At 48.0% G+C, this 22,659-nt stretch carries 18 protein-coding genes; 17 read left to right on the top strand and 1 reads right to left on the bottom strand.

Features of this window, described 5'->3' with window-relative positions:
* Positions 1 to 172 precede the first annotated feature (172 nt).
* The 6 genes from HNP82_RS16150 to HNP82_RS16125 all read left to right on the top strand — a co-directional run bounded on the left by HNP82_RS16150 (position 173) and on the right by HNP82_RS16125 (position 8,010).
* Complete coding sequence (locus HNP82_RS16150) at positions 173 to 1,762, top strand: response regulator transcription factor (RefSeq protein ID WP_183776389.1); 1,590 nt, start codon at positions 173 to 175, stop codon at positions 1,760 to 1,762.
* 7 nt (positions 1,763 to 1,769) lie between these two features.
* Positions 1,770 to 3,554: a sensor histidine kinase gene (locus HNP82_RS16145; protein ID WP_183776387.1), complete on the top strand. Its 1,785-nt coding sequence runs from the start codon at positions 1,770 to 1,772 to the stop codon at positions 3,552 to 3,554.
* Complete coding sequence (locus tag HNP82_RS16140) at positions 3,544 to 4,833, top strand: ABC transporter substrate-binding protein (protein ID WP_183776386.1); 1,290 nt, start codon at positions 3,544 to 3,546, stop codon at positions 4,831 to 4,833. The genes HNP82_RS16145 and HNP82_RS16140 overlap by 11 nt, the downstream gene beginning before the upstream one ends.
* A 119-nt stretch (positions 4,834 to 4,952) precedes the next feature.
* A complete protein-coding gene (locus tag HNP82_RS16135; protein WP_183776385.1) occupies positions 4,953 to 6,263 on the top strand; it encodes an ABC transporter substrate-binding protein in 1,311 nt (436 codons plus the stop codon).
* Positions 6,264 to 6,333: 70 nt separating this feature from the next.
* Positions 6,334 to 7,176 (top strand): carbohydrate ABC transporter permease, encoded by an 843-nt coding sequence (locus tag HNP82_RS16130; protein ID WP_183776384.1) that lies wholly within the window; start codon positions 6,334 to 6,336, stop codon positions 7,174 to 7,176.
* Entirely contained in the window at positions 7,177 to 8,010 is an 834-nt protein-coding gene (locus tag HNP82_RS16125) for a carbohydrate ABC transporter permease (protein ID WP_183776383.1), read from the top strand.
* A gap of 15 nt (positions 8,011 to 8,025) precedes the next feature.
* Here HNP82_RS16125 and HNP82_RS16120 read toward each other — a convergent pair whose 3' ends face one another.
* Positions 8,026 to 9,189: a PucR family transcriptional regulator gene (locus tag HNP82_RS16120; RefSeq protein ID WP_183776382.1), complete on the bottom strand. Its 1,164-nt coding sequence runs from the start codon at positions 9,187 to 9,189 to the stop codon at positions 8,026 to 8,028.
* A gap of 333 nt (positions 9,190 to 9,522) precedes the next feature.
* On the opposite strand from HNP82_RS16120, the gene HNP82_RS16115 reads away from it, so the two are divergent.
* The 11 genes from HNP82_RS16115 (at position 9,523) to putP (ending at position 22,657) form a co-directional block, all read left to right on the top strand.
* Positions 9,523 to 10,848, top strand: coding sequence for an aminotransferase class III-fold pyridoxal phosphate-dependent enzyme (locus HNP82_RS16115; RefSeq protein ID WP_183776380.1), 1,326 nt, complete (start codon positions 9,523 to 9,525; stop codon positions 10,846 to 10,848).
* Between the two features lie 20 nt (positions 10,849 to 10,868).
* A complete protein-coding gene (locus tag HNP82_RS16110) occupies positions 10,869 to 12,026 on the top strand; it encodes an iron-containing alcohol dehydrogenase (RefSeq protein ID WP_183776378.1) in 1,158 nt (385 codons plus the stop codon).
* 215 nt (positions 12,027 to 12,241) lie between these two features.
* Positions 12,242 to 13,033, top strand: coding sequence for an ABC transporter ATP-binding protein (locus tag HNP82_RS16105; RefSeq protein ID WP_183776376.1), 792 nt, complete (start codon positions 12,242 to 12,244; stop codon positions 13,031 to 13,033).
* Entirely contained in the window at positions 13,033 to 13,953 is a 921-nt protein-coding gene (locus tag HNP82_RS16100) for an ABC transporter permease (RefSeq protein ID WP_183776374.1), read from the top strand. Before HNP82_RS16105 ends, HNP82_RS16100 begins: the two co-directional genes overlap by 1 nt.
* A 1-nt stretch (position 13,954) precedes the next feature.
* A complete protein-coding gene (locus tag HNP82_RS16095; RefSeq protein ID WP_183776372.1) occupies positions 13,955 to 14,803 on the top strand; it encodes an ABC transporter permease in 849 nt (282 codons plus the stop codon).
* Positions 14,804 to 14,847: 44 nt separating this feature from the next.
* Positions 14,848 to 16,050 carry an ABC transporter substrate-binding protein gene (locus HNP82_RS16090; protein ID WP_243164823.1) on the top strand — a complete coding sequence of 401 codons (1,203 nt, stop codon included), beginning with the start codon at positions 14,848 to 14,850 and terminating at the stop codon, positions 16,048 to 16,050.
* Positions 16,051 to 16,067: 17 nt separating this feature from the next.
* Complete coding sequence (hydA, locus tag HNP82_RS16085; RefSeq protein ID WP_183776370.1) at positions 16,068 to 17,432, top strand: dihydropyrimidinase; 1,365 nt, start codon at positions 16,068 to 16,070, stop codon at positions 17,430 to 17,432.
* Positions 17,433 to 17,456: 24 nt separating this feature from the next.
* Positions 17,457 to 18,938 carry an NAD-dependent dihydropyrimidine dehydrogenase subunit PreA gene (gene preA, locus HNP82_RS16080; protein WP_183776368.1) on the top strand — a complete coding sequence of 494 codons (1,482 nt, stop codon included), beginning with the start codon at positions 17,457 to 17,459 and terminating at the stop codon, positions 18,936 to 18,938.
* A gap of 19 nt (positions 18,939 to 18,957) precedes the next feature.
* Positions 18,958 to 20,226 carry a Zn-dependent hydrolase gene (locus tag HNP82_RS16075; RefSeq protein ID WP_183776366.1) on the top strand — a complete coding sequence of 423 codons (1,269 nt, stop codon included), beginning with the start codon at positions 18,958 to 18,960 and terminating at the stop codon, positions 20,224 to 20,226.
* Between the two features lie 20 nt (positions 20,227 to 20,246).
* Positions 20,247 to 20,876 (top strand): cytidylate kinase-like family protein, encoded by a 630-nt coding sequence (locus HNP82_RS16070; RefSeq protein ID WP_183776364.1) that lies wholly within the window; start codon positions 20,247 to 20,249, stop codon positions 20,874 to 20,876.
* Between the two features lie 230 nt (positions 20,877 to 21,106).
* Positions 21,107 to 22,657: a sodium/proline symporter PutP gene (gene putP, locus HNP82_RS16065; RefSeq protein WP_183776362.1), complete on the top strand. Its 1,551-nt coding sequence runs from the start codon at positions 21,107 to 21,109 to the stop codon at positions 22,655 to 22,657.
* Positions 22,658 to 22,659: the final 2 nt, after the last annotated feature.

Genomic DNA, 22,659 nt, shown 5'->3' with positions numbered 1-22,659 from the left:
AGAGATATGTCCGGAGAAAGATATAGTATTTGTTATTTTATATCAACTTATTAATATTTCATGGAAATGCCGTTGTGGTAAAATAGATAATAAAACGTGTAACAGAACAGTTCTGCCACGCCGTTTATGATGGCTGAACTGTTATATAAAATCATAGATAGCGAGGGGTTTTATGGAATTGCTAAAACTGGTTATTGTGGATGATGAACCGATTTTGCTTCAGGGACTGATAAAAACCTATGACTGGTCCGGCATGGGCTTTCAGGTGGCGGGAACGGCCCAGAGCGGGGAGCAGGCCATTCAGGTGATTAAAGAAGTAAAGCCTCATGTTGTGCTGACAGATATTCGGATGAAGCAGATTACAGGGCTTATGGTCATGGAAGAAATACAAAAGACGGATCTTGAGTGCCTTTTTATTGTGTTAAGCGCCTACCGGGACTTCGACTATGCCCAGCAGGCTTGCGATCTGGGGGCCTTCGCCTATCTGCTTAAACCTATTGAGGATGAAAAACTTCAGGAAACCATGCAGGGAGCTTATAAAACCTGTGTGGAGAAGATGAAAAACGAAGCGAAATATGAGAGCTGGGAAAATCTTCTGGTGAAGGATTCTAACAGCTTTTTGCAGGTGGTTGTCCAGAAATATGTGCAGAACCGGATTCCACAGGAGAGAGTGGAGGAGGTATTTAAGACGCTGGAGGACGTGCCTGGAAACGGGCAGCGTTTTATCACGGTGTGCGTGGAGATTGACCTGGCCTATAAGATCACTAATTCTCTGGAATATGAGGCGTCCCGGTTTGCCCTGATCAAGCTCCTGGAAGAAGTTATCGGCGCGGCGTTTTTTTACTGGAAAATCGAAGGAGATGAGGGGGACGCTTTCATTATAAGGACAGAAGATAAAGGGGCTGTTAGGAAACTGAAAAGCCTTCTGGAACATGTGAAAAAGAATGAACAGAGCCCGGTTGTGGCATCCATCTCTAAACCTTATAAAGGGGTAGAGGGCATCCGGAGGAGTTATCTGGAAGCTCGGAGATTGCTTGAGATGGCCAGCATGTCCGGGGCAAGCGCCCTCACTGCCTCTGAAGATGTGGAGGTGCCTTTGGCCGAAGAAACTGGGGGAGATAACGACGCTCTTGTTGTAAACGCAGTGCGCAGAAACAATACGAAGGAATTAAAAGAGGCATTTATTCACCTTATTTACAGTCTTCCCAGTGATGAGGAGAAGCAATGCAGATGTTTGCAGCAGGTTATGTTAAAGACCGAGTTTATGCTTCAGGAATCTTATGGATTGACAGAAGCTATTGAGGAAAAATTCCGAAAATATTACTACAACCTTGAAAATCTCAGTGGGGCCAAAACGGTGGACGTGTGCTACAAGATCCTGTGCAGTGCCGTTGAAGAGCGGATGAAGGCCGCCCAAAAGATGGAGACAAAGTATTTCAAGGAATATATGTCTGAGGCCATGACATACATTGATGAGCATCTTCAGGACGAAGATTTGTCCATTGTCTCAGTGGCGGCCCACGTTTATCTTAATCCGGTTTATTTTGGTCGGGTTTTTAAAAATATGTGCCATATGACATTTAAAAAATACCTGATGCAGCAGAGGATGGAAAAGGCAAAGAAGCTGCTGGAAAGCGGAAATGGCAGTATCGGCGAGATATGTGACGCTGTAGGCATTTATAATCCCTCCTACTTTTCCCATTTGTTTAAGCAATATACAGGAAAACTTCCCAGCGAATATAAGAAGGAATATGAGGGTTAAAAAAGTTATGAAAAAGACGAAGAAAAGTTCCGGGATACAGCGAAAATACCTGAAATATACGGCGGCTCTTTTAGGGCTGGCCCTTCTGTTGTCTAGCCTGGGCGTGTTATTGACCGTCAGGAACCAGATGACCCGGTTGATTGTTGATAAATATGAGTATATGACCGAGAGAATGGGGATAACTCTGGAAAATATGTTTAAAAAAACCGATGAGACGACTGCGGAATGTATTTTATATGATGACGTTCAGCAAAGCCTCCAGACCGGGGGGCTGGAAGAAGTCAACCACATTTCCCTGAGCAAGTATTTCGCCTATATTGATCTGGAACATGTGGCGGATTACTGTTATGTGGACAATAAGGGGAATGTGTATACCAGATCTTACTCGGACGTGTCTTATGAGGATATCAAAGACAGCGGTTTTGAACGCTATCTTGGAGATGATTATTCAAAGACGAAATGGTTCTGGACAAAAGATACCCTGTTTGGCACGGAAGACAACGCACTTTTTATCGGAAGATATGTGAGAAGTCTGGATTATGCCCATGAACCGGGGATGCTTTTTTTTAAAATGGAAGATGGATTTTTGCGGGAGGTGACGGATATAAGCCCGGACCTGACCCGGGAGGCGGCGGTAGGTATCGTTGATAGGGAAGGACAGCTCTGTCTGTCATTCGCGCCGGAAAATTTTAAGACAGGGGAAAGTGTTCCGGAAAATATTGGGGAGATGGTTGTGCGGAAGATGGAGGATCAGCAGGTTTTATCCGGGGAGCAGGTAACCGGCGGTGTTTTGTCGGTATACCGGGATGAAACCAGCGGATTATCAGTGTTTTCATTTGTGCCGGACCGGATTTTAAACCAGAGGCTTATCTCTGTATTTCTTGTTCTTGTGGCAATATACCTGCTGGTTACGGCAGTCGCGGTAGTTTTGAGTATTTATTTCTCCCGCAGGTTTACAAAGCCGATTCAGGTTATAAAGGAGACAATGACAGAATTTGACGGAAACAACTTTGACCGTACTATTGGGCTGAACACACATACAGAGCTGGATGAAATCGGCCGTGCCTACAATAAGATGCTGAAAAATATCCAGCGGCTTTTGGATGAGATTAAGGCTCAGGAGCGGGAGCTGCGCGCTGCGGAGCTGAACACACTGATCAGCCAGATCAACCCCCATTTTCTGTATAACACTCTGGACACGATCTACATGCTGGCCCGGATCAACGGTGAGGAGACGACCATGCGGATGATCCAGGCTCTTTCCAAATATCTCCGCCTTTCTCTCAGCAAGGGCAGCGATATTGTCACTGTTGAGGACGAACTGGAAAATGTCAGGAGCTATATGGAGATACAGCAGATCCGCAACGAAAATCTGTTTTCCTATGACATTGACTGCTGTGTCGATCCGGTAAATACCCGCATCCTTAAACTGATTCTCCAGCCTATTGTGGAAAATTCGGTAAAATACGGGTTTCAGGATATTTATGAGGGCGGAAGGATCGTCATCTCTGTGGAGGAAAAAGAAGGCAATATCTATTTAAATGTTTACAACAATGGGACACCCATTGAGGAAAGCGTGATGGAGAAGATTAACAAAATGAATACCATGCCGGTTTCAGAGCTGAAGAACTGTTTTGAGGATAAAAAACACGGATATGGGGTGATGAACATTCTCACCAGGCTCCGGCTGAAATATGGCGATGGGGCGGGATTTTACTGCCAGGCTCAAAAAGACGGAACCATATGTACTATTAAGATTCCGGGAGGGGTGGGAGAAAAAGATGAAAACTAAAAAACTTCTGAGAATTGAGGCTGCCGCCGTGGCGGCGGCTCTGGCCCTGGCCCTGGCGGCCGGCTGCGCGGAGCAGACGCCGGAACCGGGGAACGTCAGCGAGGAGGTTTCCATTCCGGTGATCCTCACTGTAGATTCGTCCACAGGTATACGGAACGAGGAAAAGCTGATCAACGCTTTTAATCAGTTGTATAACGGTAGATGGCAGGCGGATGTGGAGTGGATCATGGAAACCGAGGAGGAGTACCGCCAAAATCTGAAAAGGCAGAATGTGACGGACACTCTCCCCGCCCTGATTACGGATTTAAGGATGCTTCCATCCTTTTACTATATGATGATAGAGGATGGACGGATTGAGGAACTGTCAAAGTATATTGAGGCGGACGAGGAGTGGAAAGCTATGATCGAGCCTTCCGTCCTTGCGTCCTGTAGAGAGGAAGATGGAAGTATTTATCTGGGGCCAATCAGCACGGCGGCCTTTGCCTGCTCCGGCATGTTCTGGAATGAGGAACTGTTTGCCCAGGCAGGCATTGAATCTTTCCCGGAGACATGGGAGGAGTTCTGGCAGTGCTGTGAGCAGCTTAAAAGCTGCGGCATCACTCCTCTGGCTCTTCATACTGAGGGGACGGCGTGGGCGCCTATGCTTATTGCCACCGCGGAAGTCGCCTCCACCGAAGAAGGGGCGGATTTTATGCAGCAGTTCTATCCGGAGACTTATCAGAATGAAAGCGGGCTGCGTATCGCAAAAACTCTTCAGAAATTATTTTCCTATACTACAGAGGACGCCCTTTACAGAGATTTTGATGTGGCCTACGAGAATTTCTTTTCCGGACAGGCGGCCATGATTCCCAACGGCTATTGGATGATGGACCAGGTTCCGGAAAAATGGCAGGATAAAGTCCGTTTTTCTGCTTTCCCGGAGAATAAGCTGATCTCCTCTCCGGAGACTTTCGGATGGGCAATTGTATCCAGCTACAGCGAGGAAGTCAAGGAGGGTGCGGCCGCTCTGTTAAAGCTGCGTACCCGGATGAACATGGAACAGAGAGAAGAACTGTTCTCAAAAGACCCGTCTGAGATGATCCCGGCAGAAAGAGATTACATAGCTGTATATAAAAATTCTCCCCAGCTTGTGCCCAATTATCAGGTGAAGTGGAACTCCATCCTCCAGGAGGATACGCTGGGGGAGATTTTGCCGGAACTGGTCCAGAATAAAATGACCCCGGAAGAATTTACGGCGAGGGAGGATGAGAGTATCCGGCGTTTTCTGGAAGAACAGTGAACGGAGGTATTTTTTTTGTTAATCATGGTTTTTTAATTGTTACCGGTCTGACAGCCCTCATTGATATAATGTGTACAGAACAAAGGAAAACAAAGTTTTTCAGAAAGGTGAGGGTAAAAATGAAAACAAGAAGAGTATTATCAGCAGTGCTGGCCGCCGCGATGATCGCGGGTCTGGCAGCGGGATGCGGAGGAGACGCAGGTTCCGGAAGTTCAGGAAACGGTGGAGATCAGAGCGCGAAAGGAAAGGTATATTATCTTAACTTTAAGCCGGAGGCCGATGAGTACTGGCAGGAGTTGGCGAAAGCTTACACAGAGGAAACCGGCGTTGAGGTGACAGTGCTGACAGCCGCTTCCGGAGAGTATGAGAAGACATTGAAATCAGAGATGGCCAAAACAGACGCGCCTACACTGTTCCAGGTCAATGGCCCTGTGGGCCTGGCAAGCTGGAAAGATTACTGTTATGATCTGTCTGGATCGGAGATTGCGGGACAGTTGACAGACGACAGCTTCGCCCTTATGGACGGCGACAAAATGGCGGGAATCGCCTATGTTATTGAGAACTACGGCATTATCTATAACAAGGCTCTTCTGGAGAAGGCCGGTTATACCGCCGATGACATTACGGATTTTGACAGTTTCAAAAAGGTAGTGGAAGATATTACAGCCCGCAAGGATGAACTTGGTTTTTGCGCTTTCACTTCCGCGGGTATGGATGGTTCCTCAGACTGGAGATTTAAGACCCATCTGGCAAACCTTCCGATCTACTATGAGTACAAAGATGAAGGCATTAATACTACAGACGCCATCAAAGGTACATACCTTGATAACTATCGTCAGATCTGGGATCTGTATATTAATAACGCCACATGTCAGCCTACTGAGATTTCAACAAAGACAGCCGATGACGCCACAGCGGATTTTGTGACAGAAGAAGCGGTATTTTATCAGAACGGAACGTGGGAATACAACAACATCGCGGATGTGGGCGATGAAAATCTCGGAATCCTTCCAATCTATATCGGTGTAGACGGAGAGGAAAACCAGGGCGTATGTACAGGAACAGAGAACTACTGGTGTGTAAATGCCAAAGCTTCTGAGGATGACATTCAGGCCACGCTTGATTTTATCAACTGGTGTGTAACTTCTGAAACCGGCGTGAACGCAATGTGCAAGGAAATGGGATTTGTTATTCCGTTCCCCTCAAACCTGGAATCTGAAAACACTCTTGTTAATGAAGCTAACAAATATATGGAAGAAGGAAAGACTCCTGTGACATGGGTGTTCTCAACCATGCCTTCCGAAGAATGGAAGAACGGCGTAGGTTCGGCGCTTACAGCATATGCGGCGGATCAGACAGACGCCAACTGGGAGAAAGTTGTCAGCGCCTTTGTTGACGGATGGGCAACAGAAGCGGCGGCATCAAAGTAAAGCAAAGGTGAATAAAAAAGCGGCGGGCAGAGTCGGTCTGAACGCCGCTTTTTAAAAGGAGGCCAATTTTATGGAAAAAGCAATGCGGCGCTATATGCCGATTTTTGTACTTCCTACTTTCTTCGCGTTTATACTGGGTTTTATCATTCCTTTTGTTATGGGCATAGGGCTGTCATTTTGCGAATTTACTACCGTAACAGACGCCAGATTTGTGGGATTATCAAACTATGTGGAAGCATTTAAAGACACTATTTTCAGGCATTCCTTCTGGTATACTGCCTTGTTCGCGGTGGCATCCCTGATTGTGATCAATGTCCTTGCCTTTGCCCTGGCGCTGGCGTTGACCCAGAAATTGAGAGGAACTAATATTTTCCGGACTATTTTCTTTATGCCAAATCTTATCGGCGGTATCGTCCTTGGATATATATGGCAGCTTATCTTCAACGGTATACTGTCCAGATACAGTACAGCTCTTGGATTAAATGAGTGGTATGGATTCTGGGGCCTGATTATTCTGGTAAGCTGGCAGCAGATCGGATATATGATGATTATTTATATTGCCGGACTTCAGGCGATTCCCGGTGATGTGATGGAGGCGGCTCAGATTGACGGGGCTTCCCGTATTCAGAAACTTTTCAGGGTAACTATCCCCATGATGATGCCGTCTATAACAATTTGTATGTTTTTATCCATCACAAACGGATTTAAACTCTTTGACCAGAACCTCTCCCTGACCGCGGGCGAACCTGCGAAAATGTCAGAGATGATGGCGTTAAATATTTTTAATACGTTCTACGGACGTACTGGCTGGGAGGGCGTCGGGCAGGCCAAAGCAGTTATATTCTTTGTTATTGTTGTAGCTATCGGCCTGATCCAGCTTAGGGCAACCCGGTCAAAGGAGGTGCAGCAGTAAATGAAAAAGAAACTGTTAAGCGCCGCAGGGACTGTTTTCTTTACAGTTCTCGGCCTGATTTATATCGCGCCGATCCTGATCGTGTTTATGAACTCTTTTAAAGAAAAGGTTTATATCAATAAGGAACCTTTTGCACTGCCTACAGAAAAGACATGGAACGGCATCGAAAACTATCTGACGGCTATTAATAAATATGATCTTCTCAGCTCTGTGGGCTGGACAGTGTTTATCACTGTGGGTTCAGTGGTGGTCATCCTTGTATGCACCTCCATGTGTGCCTGGTATATTACAAGAGTTAAGAGCCGGTTTACAAAAGCCTTGTATCTGTTGTGTGTCTTTTCCATGGTTGTGCCATTCCAGATGGTTATGTTTACCCTGTCTCTGGTGGCCGACAGAACCCGGCTGAATACGCCCTGGGGCATTATTATCATATATCTGGGATTTGGAGCGGGACTGGCGGTGTTTATGTTCTGCGGTTTTGTCAAATCCATTCCCACGGAAATAGAGGAGGCGGCCCTGATTGACGGCTGTAACCCTGTACGGACGTTCTTCAATGTGGTACTTCCCATTATGAAGCCTACTTACATTTCCGTAGGTATTTTGGAGACAATGTGGATTTGGAACGATTTCCTTCTTCCTTATCTCGTTCTGGATCTAAATAAGTTTAAGACCATCTCTATTGCCATTCAGTACATGAAAGGAAGCTACGGCCGGGTGGATATGGGTGCGATTATGGCAGCGCTGATCCTGGCGGTCATCCCTGTGATTATATTCTACCTGGCCTGCCAGAAGCACATTATTAAAGGTGTGGCGGCGGGCGCTGTCAAAGGCTGAATGAAGACAAAAATATTAAAGCATATCCTGCAGCATAAAGCCCACGCTGAGCTGCAGGCGGTTGTTTAGCCGGGACAGATCCATATGGAGCAGTTCAGAAATTTTGTTCAGTTTGTAATTTATTGTATTGCGGTGGACATAGAGTTCATCGGCAGTCTCTTTCACACTGCCGTTGTGATTCAGATAAGACCGGAGTACAGCGGTAAGATCAGAGTTATTTTCCCGGTCATAGTCGGCGAGAGGACCGATCGTCCTGTCGTAGTATTCCAGGATGATTTCCTTGTCATCAATGGCCATAAGCAATTTGTAAATGCCCATATCGGTGTAAAAGATCAGCGACGGGTCAATTTTTCCTTTTTCCTGAAGCTGCTGGATCGCCTTTGCCTGACGGTAGCTTTTATAGATACAGCGCAGGCTTTTGGTCAGTTTCCCGCAGCCCATGGTTATCGTTTCATCTCCGGCAAGCACGGACAGGGTGTGGGAGCGGATGCTGTTAATGATCTCAGAAAGTTCATTGTCAGAGTCAGCCGCGAGGACAATAACCAGCTCTTTGTCGTTGATAAATACGGCGCATTTTTCATATTTACGTCGGGAAAAATTGGAAATGCTGGTTAAAAGCTGGGACAGACGTTCCCCGGGATTTCCTGTATAATGTTCCGGTTTAATAAGACAGACCGAGTATTTCCAGTTGACCTGAAAGCCTTCCTGGGACAGGGGAACCACATAAAGTTCTTCCTGTTTTGGAAATTGAATGGCATTTTTAAAGGCGGCGGCGGTCTGGATCGCTTTCTGGTCATCTTTTGTAATGGCGTAGCAGAAAATGCGCATAATTTCAGCCAGATAGACTTTCCACGGGACAACAAAAAGAGGAAAGTCATGTTCATTGCAATAATCAATCGCTTCCTGGGGAATGCTGCTGATAAAAGGGCCGGTGTTTACGATCATCCCGGCGGCGTTTTTCCTGTAAATATATTGGATCAGAGTCAGCAAAGACAGGCCCTTGCTCAGCCCGAGGCCTGTAGAAAAGGCGATCTCGCCGCCTTCCAGGAAATCTGAGGCTTCCATGGTTTCTACCATATGTACCCAGCTGACATGATTGTGAAGACCGCCTTCCCCGGCGACCAGGGTCACATCCATGTGGGCGACCTTTTCCATTAATCTCTGTAGTTCGATGGCCATTGAAACTCCTCCCCCGTAAAAAGAAAAAGACAACGGTTTCTTTTCCAGACACCGTTGCCTTTTTTGTTATGATACCAGGGTCAAATAGACACGCGTTTATACTTGTATGAAAAAGCGTGTCTATTTGACCTCAACATCTTGTTTTAAAAGAGATTTTAACATGTTTTTTTATATTTTCAAGGGTTTTTAGTCAGAAAAGAAAGGATTGTGCTCCAGCACAAGAAACTTTGGGTCACAGTTTATTGTTTTATTCTTCCTGACGGTTATAATTGGGACTATCAAAAAAATGAAATGCCAGCGCCCGCAAAAGGGCGGAAAGGGAGGTTGATAGTTATGACATCACAGGAAATAAAAGAAAACGCGAAAAAGTATGTCCTTCAGTCATGGAGCAGACAGGGAGGGTTAGATCCCATTCCGGTGGAAAAAGCGGAAGGGATTTATTTTTATGACTACGACGGCAACCGCTACACCGACATGTCGTCCCAGCTGGTTAACATGAATCTGGGATACGGCAATCCTGATATTGGGGAGGCGATCAAAAAACAGGTAGACCAGTATTGCTTCATCGGCCCGTCCTTCGCGGCAGAGTCCAGAGTGACCCTGGCTAAGATGATTATTGATCTTTTGCCGGACACTTTCGGCAAGGTCTTTTTTACAAACGCCGGCGCTGACGCTAATGAAAACGCCATTAAGATCGCCCGGATGTATACGGGAAGAAAGAAAATTTTCAGCCGTTACCGCAGTTATCACGGTTCTTCTTTTGGCGCGGGAAATCTCACCGGCGAGCCCAGACGTTATCCTCTGGAGCCGGGCATCCCCGGATTTATAAAGTTTTTTGATCCTTATATTTACCGCGAGCCGATTGAGTTTAAGTCTGAGGAAGAAGCGACAAACTATTATCTGGCAAAGCTGCGGGAGCAGGTGATTTATGAAGGGCCGGATCAGGTAGCCGCCATTGTCATTGAAACGATTACCGGTTCCAACGGCATTATTATCCCGCCGAAAGGTTATCTGCCGGGTGTGCGGAAAATCTGCGATGAGTTCGGCATTGTGATGATCTGCGACGAAGTTATGGCCGGGTGGGCCCGGACAGGGAAGATGTTTGCCTTTGAGAATTTTGATGTGGTGCCGGATCTTGTAACGTTTGCCAAAGGCGTAACCTGTGGCTATGTACAGCTTGGCGGCGTTGCCGTTAGCAGTAAGATCGCCGCGTATTTTGACGATCATGTTTTATCCTGCGGACTGACTTACAGCGGACATCCTCTGGCCTGCGCTGCCGGCGTTGCCTGCGTTAATTATTACACAAAAGCCAATATTTTGGACAATGTGAATAAAGTAGGAAAAGTATTGGGTGAAAAGCTGGAAGAATTCAAAGAAAAACACGCCTGTGTGGGCGATGTGCGCTATATCGGCCTGTTCTCCTGCGTGGAGTTGGTTAAAGATAAAAAGACGAAAGAAGCCCTGGTGTCTTACGGCAAAGACCCTGAGGGAATTATGAGCAAGATTGTCGGACTTCTGAAAGCGCGGAAATTTATGACCTATTCCCATGAAAACATGATCTTTGTATGCCCGCCTCTGATTATTACTGAGGCGCAGCTGACAGAGGAAATGGAAAAAATGGATGAAGTCCTTGGAATTGTAGATCGGGAATTTTTATAAAATCGGAAAGGAGGGCGGCTATGGCTCATTTCGCGATACCATCTCATATTTTCATTGGAAATACTGCTCTTGCTGAGGCCATGCCTTACATTAAAGAATGGGGCGGCAGAGCTTTTATTGTCACCGGAAAGCATGTGGGAAAATCTCCTATGATGCAGCAGCTTAAAAAGGCGCTGGAAGGGGCTCAGATCCCCTATTATGTATTCGACGGCATTACCGGGGAACCCACGGATGCCATGATTGAAACCGGTCTGGCTCTGTATAAAAAGACCGGCTGCCAGTTTGTCATTGGCATTGGCGGCGGAAGCCCGCTGGATTCCGCCAAAGCCATCGCCGCTATGGCTGTTGGCGATGGAAAGATCGCTGATTATAACGGAAAAGAAATGACGGGAAAGACGCCGGGGATCGTGGCCATACCCACCACCTCGGGCACCGGGTCCGAGGCAACCCGGTTTACCATTATCACCGACCAGGATAAGGATATTAAAATGCTCTTAAAAGGGGACTGCCTTGTGCCGGACATCGCTGTTGTCAATTCGGATTTTACCATTGATATGCCCAAAAGTGTCACAGCGGCCACCGGCCTGGACGCCCTGACCCACGCGGTGGAGGCCTACACATCAAAGAAAGCGTCGCCGCTCACCGATATTCTTGCGGTTGACGCGGTTACAAAGATTATGAAGTACCTTCCCGCTGTCTACGCCAACGGCTATGACGCCGCTGCCAGGGAGGAAATGTCCATCGCTGCCCTGGAAGGGGGAATCTGCATTAATAATTCCAGCGTGACCCTGGTCCATGGCATGAGCCGTCCCATTGGCGCCCTGTTTCACGTCCCCCATGGACTGAGCAACGCCATGCTTTTAAAAGAATGCCTGGGATTTGCCATGGATGGAGCCTGGGAGCGCTTTGGGGCTCTGGGCAGAGCCATTGGCGCGGCCACGGATAAAGATTGTGATGAAACCGCCGCCAAAGCCCTTCTGAAAGAGATTGAAAAGTTATGTCAGATTTGTGAAGTTCCAACCCTCAGAGACTATGGCATTGAGGAAGATGCATTTTATCCGGTCATTGAAAAAATGGCTGAGGACGCGGTAGCTTCGGGAAGTCCGGCGAATACGCGAAAAACAGTGACCAAAGAAGACTGTATGGAATTATACCGCAAAATTTATGATGGGACCTAAAATCTATGTGCTGGAGCACAAAAAGGTTTGTGCTCCAGAATATTGAAAAAGCATTTACAGAAACTTATACTTGCAAATATACAAAAACGGCAACGGAGCCAGTTAAAAAAGCTCTGGCGCCGTTTTTTTTATTCAACAGGACATTCCGTTGAATGTATCGGGGATCCGGCAGGATTCCTGTATGGTATAGAAACACCCGACAAGGAGGGAACAAGATGAGTGAATTAAAGGAAAGAGAAGTGGAAATACAGATCAGGGATCTGGGAGTTACCTTTAAAGATAACGCGGGAAATGACGTTAAGGCTCTGACCGGCGTCAATCTTGATATCTGCAAGGGGGAGTTTATTTCTTTACTTGGACCTTCCGGATGTGGTAAGACGACGCTGCTGCGAACCATCGCGGACCTGCAGGAACCAACGGAAGGCACCGTAAGGATCAGCGGGATGACCCCAAAAGAGATCCGGCTTCAGCAGAAATTCGGATTTGTATTTCAGCAGCCGGTACTCTTTGACTGGAGAACCGTTAAAAAGAACGTGGAGCTGCCTCTGGAGATTATGTATCAGTCCAAGGAAGACCGCTCTAAGCGGGCGGACGAAATGTTGGAAATGGTAGGACTGAAAGGCTTTGCCAACCATTTTCCCAACCAGTTAAGCGGCGGAATGCAGCAGAGAGTCAATATTGCTAGGGCCTTTGGCATCCGTCCGGAACTGCTTTTAATGGATGAACCGTTCTCCGCTCTGGATGAATTTACAAAAGAAAAACTTCACGAAGATCTTCTGCGCATCTGGCGGCAGACCAATAAGACGGTTGTGTTTGTCACCCACAATATTCAGGAAGCGGTATTCCTTTCCGACCGGATCTGCGTGTTATCCCCCCATCCGGGGCGGCTGTCGGCTGTCGTGGATGTGGATCTTCCCAGACCGAGAACGCTGGAGATGAAAGAAAGCGAACACTTTAACGAACTGGTCTATGAGGTTCGGGGCAAATTTGAAGGGGGAAGCGTCTGATGGTAAAAAAAGTCAATAAAATTTTTGATCATAAATGGGCCTCAACCCTTTTGTGGATCATCGCCATTATTATTGTCTGGGAAATCGCGGCCTGTATTGTAGCGGCCACAAAGCGCACCCCGGAAAATATTCTGCCCCATCTGTATCAGATTGTGGCGGCCATATTTTCCCCGAAAGAAGTCTCCTCGGGAATGACGGCCATTATGATAGTGCTGACCAGCGCCAGAGCCACAATTTTAAGATCCCTTCTCGGATTTTTACTTGGTATCGCCGCCGGATTTTTGCTGGCCCTCATCATGAAAATGTCGGGACTTCTTGAAAAAATGCTGTTCCCCTATCTGATGCTGATCCAGCTCATTCCCGTCCTTGGGCTGGCGCCCATTGTATTATCCATTACGGGAGATATTAACAAAAGCCGTATTATCATTGCCGCCATCTTGAGTTTTTATCCGGTGGCTACCAATACGCTGGCAGGCTTTAAATCCGTCAGCCGGGATAAATACGACCTGATGTATACATACGCGGCAAAAAAACGGACCATCTACACAAAAGTGCTGATCCCTTCCGCGATCCCTTACTTTTTCACCGGGACAAAGATCGCGGCGCCAATGGCTATTACAGCATCCATTCTTGTAGATACCCTTCAGGGAGACGGCGGTCTTGGCTGTATGCTTTCTCAGTCTTTAAAACACGCCATGTCCATTTATGTATTCTGGCTTATTGTATTTTTCAGCGCTTTTATCGGAATTTTAAGCACCCATTTAATGTCCTGGATCGAGGCCCTTATTTCTCCGGAAAAGAGAGTCATTCGTAAAGCGAAACGGGAAGACCGGAAAATGAAAGCCGCGAAAGCCCCGGAGGCCGCAAAGGACTATGTGTATGACCGCCGGGCCCGGATGTGTTCAAAAAGGAGGAGTTAGGATGGCACAGACAACACAGAAAATAAAACGACCGAAAACCCTTTATCAGCGGTTTAAAGAAAATTCAAAGGCCCAGTCCGCGGCAACCATCGTCATGCCTGTACTCCTTGGCGTTGTTATTGTCATTTTGTGGCAGAGTCAGGCCCTGCACCATTTGCTGAGGACCAATACATTTACCCTTCCCCTGCTGACCCGCATCGGAGAGATTTTCGGGGAAAACCTGGATAAGATCTGGGACAACTCGGTGGCGACCATGACGGTGGCCTTTGTGGGACTTCTCATTGGAAGCCTTTTAGGTTATGGTGTGGCCATATTTGCCGCCCTTTGCCCGAGAGTGGGAAAAGGCGGACTGACGGTGATCGGAGCTTTCGCTTCCATCCCTGTGGTAGCTTTAGCGCCGGTGATGAACAACTGGACCAAAGACGTCTCCGATGTGGCCAGTGTGCGGAGCATGGTGGCAAAAATACTGGTAGTTATGCTCATTGCCGCCGCCAATATGTGTCTTAACGCTTACCGGGGACTGACAGAGCTTAAACCTTACGCCATGGATCTGATGGACACATACGCGGCGAAAAAGCGGACGGTGTTTGTGAAGCTCCAGCTTCCCAATTCCGTGCCCTATATTTTTACCGCCCTTAAAGTATCTGTTCCGTCGAGTATTATTACAGCTATTGTCAGCGAGTATTTCGCGGAATATATTATCGGCGTGGGCCGGCAGATCCGTGAAAATATTGTTCTGGCTCAGTATCCCACAGCCTGGGCGTATATCGCGGCAGCCTGTCTGCTGGGCGTCGCGGCCTATGTGGTGCTGATGATCGCGCAGAGTATTCTTCTCCGAAGATATCACTGATATGGAGTTGAGTATAGATTTATTGAAAATAGGAGGAAATGACCATGAAAAAGAGAACAGTAAAAATGATAAACGCAGTGCTTGCGGCAACGATGGGACTTACACTGATGGCTGCAGGGTGCGGTTCATCTTCCGGCAGTTCGTCAACAGGCAGTACCGCCGCCGATACAACAGCTCCGGAAACCTCAGCCGCCACAGAGGGGACAACATCCACAGCCTCCGGCGAGGAGAGCAGTGGCGCTCCCGGCGATGTTATGAGCAGCGAGGAAATTATCCGCAAAGCCTCCGGTGAGGGTAAGATCAGCAACTGGGGTATTGGCAATCAGTATGAGATCCTGGCCCTTCTGGCAAAGTATGATCTTCCTCTGGAATATCTCAGCGAGGACTTTACCATGGATGCCTTTGACGATGATACCAGCACCCTGGCATCGGCCATGACTTACAATGAACTTGGTCTTGTTAAAAACAGTTATGACGGCGCTTACGGCTACGGCGATACTGTCGGCTACATTGATATGAATGATGAAGGTGTGGCTATGCTGGAGGATAATATTTTCTGTACAAAAGAATTTGCCGCCCAAAATCCGGAAACGGTAAAAGCATTCCTTTACGCTTCCATTAAAGGATGGCAGTATGCGGTAGAACATCCCGATGAAGCGGCTCAGATTGTTTATGAGGCAGGTTCTTCCGTATCCCAGGATCATCAGAAATATATGGCCAGCGAAGTGGCAAAACTTGTTGAAACCGATATGAATGGCAACACAGTGACGGATATTGGTAAGATTGACGATGCTGCCATGAAACAGACATTGGATATCGCCCAGCAATATGTAACTTTGGATGATTCCTCGGCTCAGGAAGCATTTGCCGCCCTGACAGTGGATGATATCTGTGACTCCAGTTTGTATGACGCGGCTATGGCTTCCACAGACGGTAAGTTTAATGTTGAGAAAAATGAAGTATCCATCCAGTTAAAGTGGCTGCCTCAGGCACAGTTTATGGGTTACTATGTGGCGGACGCCAAAGGCTATTATGATGAAGTCGGCCTGAAAGTCAATATTGTATCCGGCGGCGGAGATATCTCCGAGACCACTGCCGTAAACAACGGTACCGTTGATTTCGGCGTAACATGGCCGACAAATATGGCGGTTGCCAACGCTGGCGGAATGAATCTTGTAGAAGTCGCTCAGATTTTCCAGAGATCCGGTATGACATTAGTTTATAAGTATGATAACTTCAGAAAATAAAGAGGAGATGGATATTTATGGAATTATTAATCAAGGGTGGAACCGTCGTTACAGCCTCCGGAAGTTTTGAGGCGGATGTGGCTGTGGATGGCGGAAAAATCGCGGCGATTGGGAAAAACCTTCCGGTGACAGCAAATCAGGTGGTGGACGCGTCCGGCAGACTTGTTCTGCCCGGCGCCCTGGACGCCCATACCCATATGGCCATGCCGTTTGGGGGAACTGTATCGGCGGACAGCTACCTGTCAGGAACAAGGGCGGCGGTTTGCGGCGGAGTTACAACGATATTTGATTACCCGGTACAGCATAAAGGGGAGACGATTCTGGGGCTGGTCAACTCCAAAAAAGAAATCCTTGAGCGGGACGCCTGCTGTGATTACGCCTTTCACTGCTGCATTACCGATCTTAACGGCGGCGAGATCCTGGATGAGATGGCGCAGGCCGTTGAAGAAGGGATCACCAGTTTTAAGTGCTTCCTTGTGTACAAAAAGGAAGGCATGATGGTGGACGACGGAACTTTGACCAGACTTCTTCTCAGAGCCAGAGAGTTGGGAGCGTTGATTAATGTTCACGCCGAGAATCCGGATCTCATTGATCTGCGCACCGAAATGTATTTAAAAGAAGGAAAAACATCGGCATGGTATCATTACATGAGCCGTCCGGAGTTTGTGGAGGCGGAAGCCGACAAACGGGTGGTTCACTGGGCGAGCCATCTGGAAACCCCGGTGTATCTGGTGCATATGGCCGATAAGGAAGGACTTGAGGCCTGTATCCGCGCAAAAGAAGAAGGTCATACCGTTTATGTGGAGACTTGCCCGCAGTATCTTGAATTTACCTGCGATGTATATAAAAGACCGGACGGCCGGAATTTCGTATGTTCGCCGCCAATGAAAGGCAAGGAAAGCCAGGACGCCCTGTGGACGGCTTTAAAATCCGGCTTTATCGACACGGTAGCCACAGACCACTGTCCGTTCCAGAGTTATGAAAAGGACTGGGGCAAAGATGATTTTACAAAAATTCCCAACGGCTGCGCCGGCGTGGAAAATCTTTATCCCTATATGCTGGACGCGGCGAATTCCGGAAAGATTTCTTTTGAGCGGGTCGTGGAAGTCTGCGCCACCAATGTGGCAAAGATTTTTGGCTGCGATAACAAAGGCGCCATCGCCGTAGGCAAGGATGCGGATATTGTGATTTATGATAAAGATAAAGACTTTACCATCAGCGTAAAAAATATGCATTCGGATTACGACCATACCATCTGGGAAGGCAAAAAGCTCCATGGTTATCCGGTACAGACCTATCTCCGTGGAAAGCTGGTCTATGATAACGGAAATTTTGTGGGAAAACCCGGAATGGGCCAGTATGTAAAACGGAGTCATAAATAAGAAAAATAAAGGGAGGACAGACCCATGGCATATGAACAGATAAAAATCAAAAGCGAGGCCGCCAGATGCTTTCTCTGTGAAAACGCTCCCTGCAGCGGCGCCTGTCCAAAGAAACTGCCGGTGGCAGATATTATCCGCTCCCTTCGTTTTGAAAATCCGGTGGGAGCGGCGGCAAAGTTAAAGGAAGCTGACCCATGCGCCGGGTGTAAGGCCCCGTGTGTGGATGCCTGCCTGCGGGGAAGGCTGGATCGGGGCATTGATATCCCCGACATATTCTCAATGGCAGCGGCGCCCGTTTTGAAGGAAAAGGCCGTGGATCTTTCCATTGAGTTTTGCGGTGTTCCCTGTGAGAATCCGTTTTTTCTCTCATCCTCTGTGGTGGGGAGCAATTATGAAATGGTAGCCAAAGCCTTTGATATGGGCTGGGCGGGAGTGGCCTTTAAGACCGTTGGCTTATTTGTTCCCCAGGAAGCGTCGCCCCGGTTTGCCGCCCTTGAAAAGGAAGGAAATCCTTTTGTAGGGTTTAAAAACATTGAGCAGATTTCCGATCACACCCTGGAAGAAAATCTGGGGTATGTGAGACAGTTAAAGAAAGATTATCCCACAAAGGTGATCATTGCCTCTATTATGGGACAAAACGAGGGAGAGTGGACGACTCTGGCCCGGCTCATGGAGGAAGCGGGGGCGGATATTATCGAATGCAATTTCTCCTGTCCACAGATGGTAGGCAAGGGCCTTGGAAGTGATGTGGGAACGAATCCCCAGCTTGTAAAAACTTACACGGCGGCTGCCCGGAGGGGGACAAAACTTCCCATTCTGGCTAAAATGACCCCCAACATCACATCCATGGAGATACCGGCAAAGGCGTCGGTGGAAGGCGGAGCTGATGGCCTGGCAGCCATCAATACCATTAAAAGCGTCATGAATATTGATCTTGAGACTTTTGTTTCCGCTCCGGATGTGGATGGAAAGTCGGCGGTGGGCGGTTATTCTGGTAAAGCAGTTAAACCTGTGGCTCTGCGCTTTATCCAGGATATGAAACAGGACCCGGACTTAAAAAGCGTACCCATCAGCGGTATGGGCGGTATTGAGACATGGCGGGACGCGGCGGAATTTCTGGCCCTGGGCTGCGAAACCATTCAGGTGACCACCGCCGTTATGCAGTACGGTTACCGGATCATTGAAGATATGATTGATGGCATGACCCATTACCTGAACCGCATCGGCGCGGCCTCAGTAAAAGAGATTGTGGGAAAGGCCCTGCCAAATCTTGTCCCCGCCGATGACGTCAACCGCCACACTATTGAATATCCCAGGTTTCACCGGGATACCTGTGTGGGATGTGGAAGATGTTATCTTTCCTGTTTTGACGGCGGCCACCAGGCCCTCCATATGAACGGGGATCGCCAACCCGTACTTAATCCTGAAAAGTGCGTGGGCTGTCAGCTTTGCGGCCTTGCCTGCCCCACTGGTTCCATTACAGCGGGCGCCCGCGTAGAAAAATAGAAAGAAGAAGGTGCAGATTATGTATACATGCAGTTTGGAAAGAATGGAAGATAAGATCAAAACATTTTCCAGGTTTGGAGATGCCGGTCATGGGGGAATTACCCGTTATTCCCTCTCTCCGGAGGCCATTATGGCCAGAAATGAGTTCAGAAAGCGTATGGAGGCCATTGGAGCCACCATTGAAATTGATGACGTGGCCAATATGTACGCCACCATACCGGGAAGTGACCCCGGCGCGAAGCGGATCGTTATGGCCTCCCACTGTGATTCTGTAAAAAACGGCGGTAATTATGATGGGATCCTTGGGGTTATGTCCGCCATGGAAGTCCTTGAAACTGTTGTGGATCAGAAGATTCCTCACAAACACCCTCTCACCGCGATGATCTGGACAAACGAGGAAGGTTCTCTTTATCCCCCGGCGATGATGTGTTCCGGGATTGTCTGCTATGACTATCTGCCCGAAGATATCCGCAGCGGATTTAAGTATGAAGATATGATGAACTCCAAAAGCATCCTGGATAATACCAGTACTTTTGGCGAAGCTCTGGAAAAATCCGGATTTAAAGGGGATAAAAAGTACCGTCTCTCCCCTGAAAAATACCAGTGCTATTTTGAGACTCACATTGAGCAGGGCCCCATTCTTGAAGATAACGGAAAAGATATCGGTGTTGTTGACTGCGTCCTTGGAATGTTTAACTATCGCCTGAAATTTTACGGTCAGACGACCCATGCCGGAACATTCCCTATGCCAAAACGGAAAGACGCTTTCTATGCCGCGGCCCAGGCGCTTTGCTATCTCCATGAGGAGATTGACAAACTGGGATATCCGGAACTGGTGTATACGACCGGAGAAGTGGTGTGTCATCCGTGTGTGCATACCTGCGTACCGGACTACTTTGATTTTTCCTTTGATTCAAGACACGAAGATCCCAAAGTGCTGGATCAGGTACTGGCGATTGTAAAGAGCTGCGCTGACAAAACCTGGGCGGGATGTACCTGCAAAGTGGAAAAAGCCTGGAACCGTGACACTGTTTACTGGAATAAACGGCTGGTGGGCTATGTCAATGAAGCTGCCGAAGAACTGGGAATTTCCCATATGTACATCCATTCCGGCGCCGGCCATGACGCTCAGTTTGCCGCTTATATGCTTCCGGCCACCATGATCTTTGTTCAGTCCAAAGACGGCTTATCCCACTGTGAGCCGGAGTATTCGTCTTTGGAACACTGTACCGAGGGGGCGTCCGTCATGCTGAACGCTGTCCTTAAAGCAGACGCAAAGGGCGTATAAATTGGAGGGTGTATAAATCCATGAAAAATTATGTCATTACGATTGCCCGGGGGTTTGGCAGCGGCGGAAAAGATATTGGAACCCGGTTGGGAAAAGAACTGGGGATCCCCTGTTATGAGCGCCAGATTCTGACCATGGCCTCGGACCAGAGCGGCATTGACGAAAGCGTTTTCGTTGAAACGGATGAAAAGCTGCGGGGCAGATACCTGACCACTTTCCTCCGGAGGATGCCTCCCACAAGTAATGTCCTGGAGCCTATGGAAAAAGACTTTACGTCCGATGTCAATGTGTTTAATATCCAGGCGGAAATCATCCGCACCCTGGCGAAAACCGAAAGCTGTATTATTATCGGAAAATGCGCGGATGATATTCTCCGGGATTATGATAATGTTATCAGTGTTTACATAGAAGCGCCAAGGGCTGCCTGCGTAAAATCTATTATGGAGAAAATGCACGTCTCGGAAAAGAGGGCCAATTATCTGATCCAGTCTACAGATAAATACCGGGCGAAGTATTACCGGTATTATACCTCCGGGAAGGACTGGACGAACCCCATTAATTACGATATGGTGCTGAACAGCGACCGGGTGGGCCGGGAAAAATGCGTGCAGGTCATAAAAGATTATATAAAAATTAAGTTTGGCGAATGAATGGTATGAAATTAAAATACCCCCATCCGAAATTCCGTCCGGGTGAGGGTATTTTTTTTCGCCCCTTGTCCGGAAAATGTATAAATATTCTGTTTTTGTAAAAAAATTCTGGAAAATAATTGCAAAAACCCTGGAAAGTGTTTATAATCAATGACATAATTATGCAAAAAGCATAAATAAATATACCATGATACTCTATTAAGGTATAGAACACAGAAAGGACTAATGGAATGGGAGACACATTACAAATTCTGATTGCCATGGTGATCTACATGGCAGCGGTCATTATTTTGGGAGTGACTTTTGCGAGAAAGGCAAACGCCAGCTCCGACGCCTATTTTCTCGGAGGGCGAAGCCTTGGGCCGTGGGTGACGGCCATGAGCGCGGAGGCGTCAGATATGTCGGGATGGCTGCTCATGGGCCTGCCCGGCGTTGCCTACTGGTGCGGTATCGCTGACGCGGCCTGGACAGCCATCGGCCTGGCTGCCGGAACTTACATTAACTGGCTCATCGTATCCAGGCGGCTGCGCCGGTACAGTGAGAAGGCCAACGCCATCACTATCCCGGAATATTTTTCAAATCGTTTCCATGAGAAACGTAAAGTGATTATGACTATGGCGGCGGTATTTATTCTCATCTTTTTTACCGTGTACGCGGCAAGCTGCCTGGTGACCTGCGGCAAACTGTTTTCAACACTCTTTGATATGCCCTATGTTCCTATGATGATCGTGGGCGCTGTATTCGTTCTGATCTATACTATTATCGGAGGCTTTCTTGCGGAGAGCGCCTCTGACTTTATGCAGGCGGTTGTTATGATCGTTGCCCTTATTGTCATTGTATGTGTGGGAACGGTGTCGGCAGGAGGTATCGGTGCTGTTATTGATAACGTGCGGTCGATTCCTGGATTTTTCGATTTCTTCGGAATTGCCACTCCAGAGACTGTGGACGGTGTACAGCAGGCAGCCGGCGGCACACCTCTTTTTGGGGAGGCGGCGTCCTATGGTATCCTGCCTGTTGCCTCAGCCCTTGCCTGGGGCCTTGGATATTTTGGTGTTCCCCAGGTATTGCTCCGGTTTATGGCGATCCGCCGTGAGAGCGAACTGAAGCGTTCACGCCGCATTGCCACCGTGTGGGTCGTGATCTCTCTGTCGATTGCTGTTTTTATCGGTCTTATGGGAAGGACATTATTCCCTACATCCCTGACAACATCTTCAGAGGCGGAGAATATTTTTATTCTTCTTTCCACAAACCTTCTGCCGCCCCTTATCGCCGGCTTTGTTATGGCGGGAATCCTGGCGGCTACCATAAGTTCATCGGACTCCTATTTGCTTATTGCGGCGTCTGCCTTCGCTAAAAATATTTACCAGGGCCTGTTCAGAAAGAAAGCGTCGGATAGGGAAGTGCTGAATATATCCAGGCTGACTCTGCTGCTCATTGCCGTTGTGGCGATTATTATTGCCCTGGATGAAAATAGTGTGATCTTTACAATAGTAAGTTTTGCCTGGGCCGGGTTTGGCGCTACTTTCGGGCCTCTCATGCTGTTTTCACTGTTTTGGAAGCGGACTACAAGAGCCGGCGCCATTGCCGGAATGCTCGGCGGCGCGGTGATGGTCTTTGTGTGGAATCTTCTGGTGCGCCCTCTCGGCGGCGTGTGGGATATCTACGAGCTTCTGCCCGCGTTTATTTTCTCATGTCTGTGTATTGTTGTGGTGTCCCTGCTGACGCCCCAGCCATCTCAGCAGATCCAGAAAGAGTTTCAGGAAGTTAAGGAAGGCCGGTAAAA

Source organism: Catenibacillus scindens (assembly GCF_014202115.1).
GTDB classification, from domain to species: domain Bacteria; phylum Bacillota; class Clostridia; order Lachnospirales; family Lachnospiraceae; genus Catenibacillus; species Catenibacillus scindens.
The sequence above is the reverse complement of the archived record's forward strand: the minus strand, read 5'-3'. Positions and strand labels throughout refer to the sequence as shown.

Excerpts from the sequence above, each read along its gene's own strand:
- HNP82_RS16110 (WP_183776378.1), top strand. The coding sequence starts at position 10,869 with ATGGCTCATTTCGCGATACCATCTCATATTTTCATTGGAAATACTGCT.
- HNP82_RS16100 (WP_183776374.1), top strand. The coding sequence starts at position 13,033 with ATGGTAAAAAAAGTCAATAAAATTTTTGATCATAAATGGGCCTCAACC.
- HNP82_RS16070 (WP_183776364.1), top strand. The coding sequence starts at position 20,247 with ATGAAAAATTATGTCATTACGATTGCCCGGGGGTTTGGCAGCGGCGGA.
- HNP82_RS16075 (WP_183776366.1), top strand. The coding sequence starts at position 18,958 with ATGTATACATGCAGTTTGGAAAGAATGGAAGATAAGATCAAAACATTT.
- HNP82_RS16095 (WP_183776372.1), top strand. The coding sequence starts at position 13,955 with ATGGCACAGACAACACAGAAAATAAAACGACCGAAAACCCTTTATCAG.
- HNP82_RS16090 (WP_243164823.1), top strand. The coding sequence starts at position 14,848 with ATGAAAAAGAGAACAGTAAAAATGATAAACGCAGTGCTTGCGGCAACG.
- putP (WP_183776362.1), top strand. The coding sequence starts at position 21,107 with ATGGGAGACACATTACAAATTCTGATTGCCATGGTGATCTACATGGCA.
- HNP82_RS16125 (WP_183776383.1), top strand. The coding sequence starts at position 7,177 with ATGAAAAAGAAACTGTTAAGCGCCGCAGGGACTGTTTTCTTTACAGTT.
- HNP82_RS16140 (WP_183776386.1), top strand. The coding sequence starts at position 3,544 with ATGAAAACTAAAAAACTTCTGAGAATTGAGGCTGCCGCCGTGGCGGCG.
- HNP82_RS16145 (WP_183776387.1), top strand. The coding sequence starts at position 1,770 with ATGAAAAAGACGAAGAAAAGTTCCGGGATACAGCGAAAATACCTGAAA.
- HNP82_RS16105 (WP_183776376.1), top strand. The coding sequence starts at position 12,242 with ATGAGTGAATTAAAGGAAAGAGAAGTGGAAATACAGATCAGGGATCTG.
- HNP82_RS16135 (WP_183776385.1), top strand. The coding sequence starts at position 4,953 with ATGAAAACAAGAAGAGTATTATCAGCAGTGCTGGCCGCCGCGATGATC.
- HNP82_RS16150 (WP_183776389.1), top strand. The coding sequence starts at position 173 with ATGGAATTGCTAAAACTGGTTATTGTGGATGATGAACCGATTTTGCTT.
- hydA (WP_183776370.1), top strand. The coding sequence starts at position 16,068 with ATGGAATTATTAATCAAGGGTGGAACCGTCGTTACAGCCTCCGGAAGT.
- HNP82_RS16120 (WP_183776382.1), bottom strand. The coding sequence starts at position 9,189 with ATGGCCATCGAACTACAGAGATTAATGGAAAAGGTCGCCCACATGGAT.
- preA (WP_183776368.1), top strand. The coding sequence starts at position 17,457 with ATGGCATATGAACAGATAAAAATCAAAAGCGAGGCCGCCAGATGCTTT.
- HNP82_RS16130 (WP_183776384.1), top strand. The coding sequence starts at position 6,334 with ATGGAAAAAGCAATGCGGCGCTATATGCCGATTTTTGTACTTCCTACT.
- HNP82_RS16115 (WP_183776380.1), top strand. The coding sequence starts at position 9,523 with ATGACATCACAGGAAATAAAAGAAAACGCGAAAAAGTATGTCCTTCAG.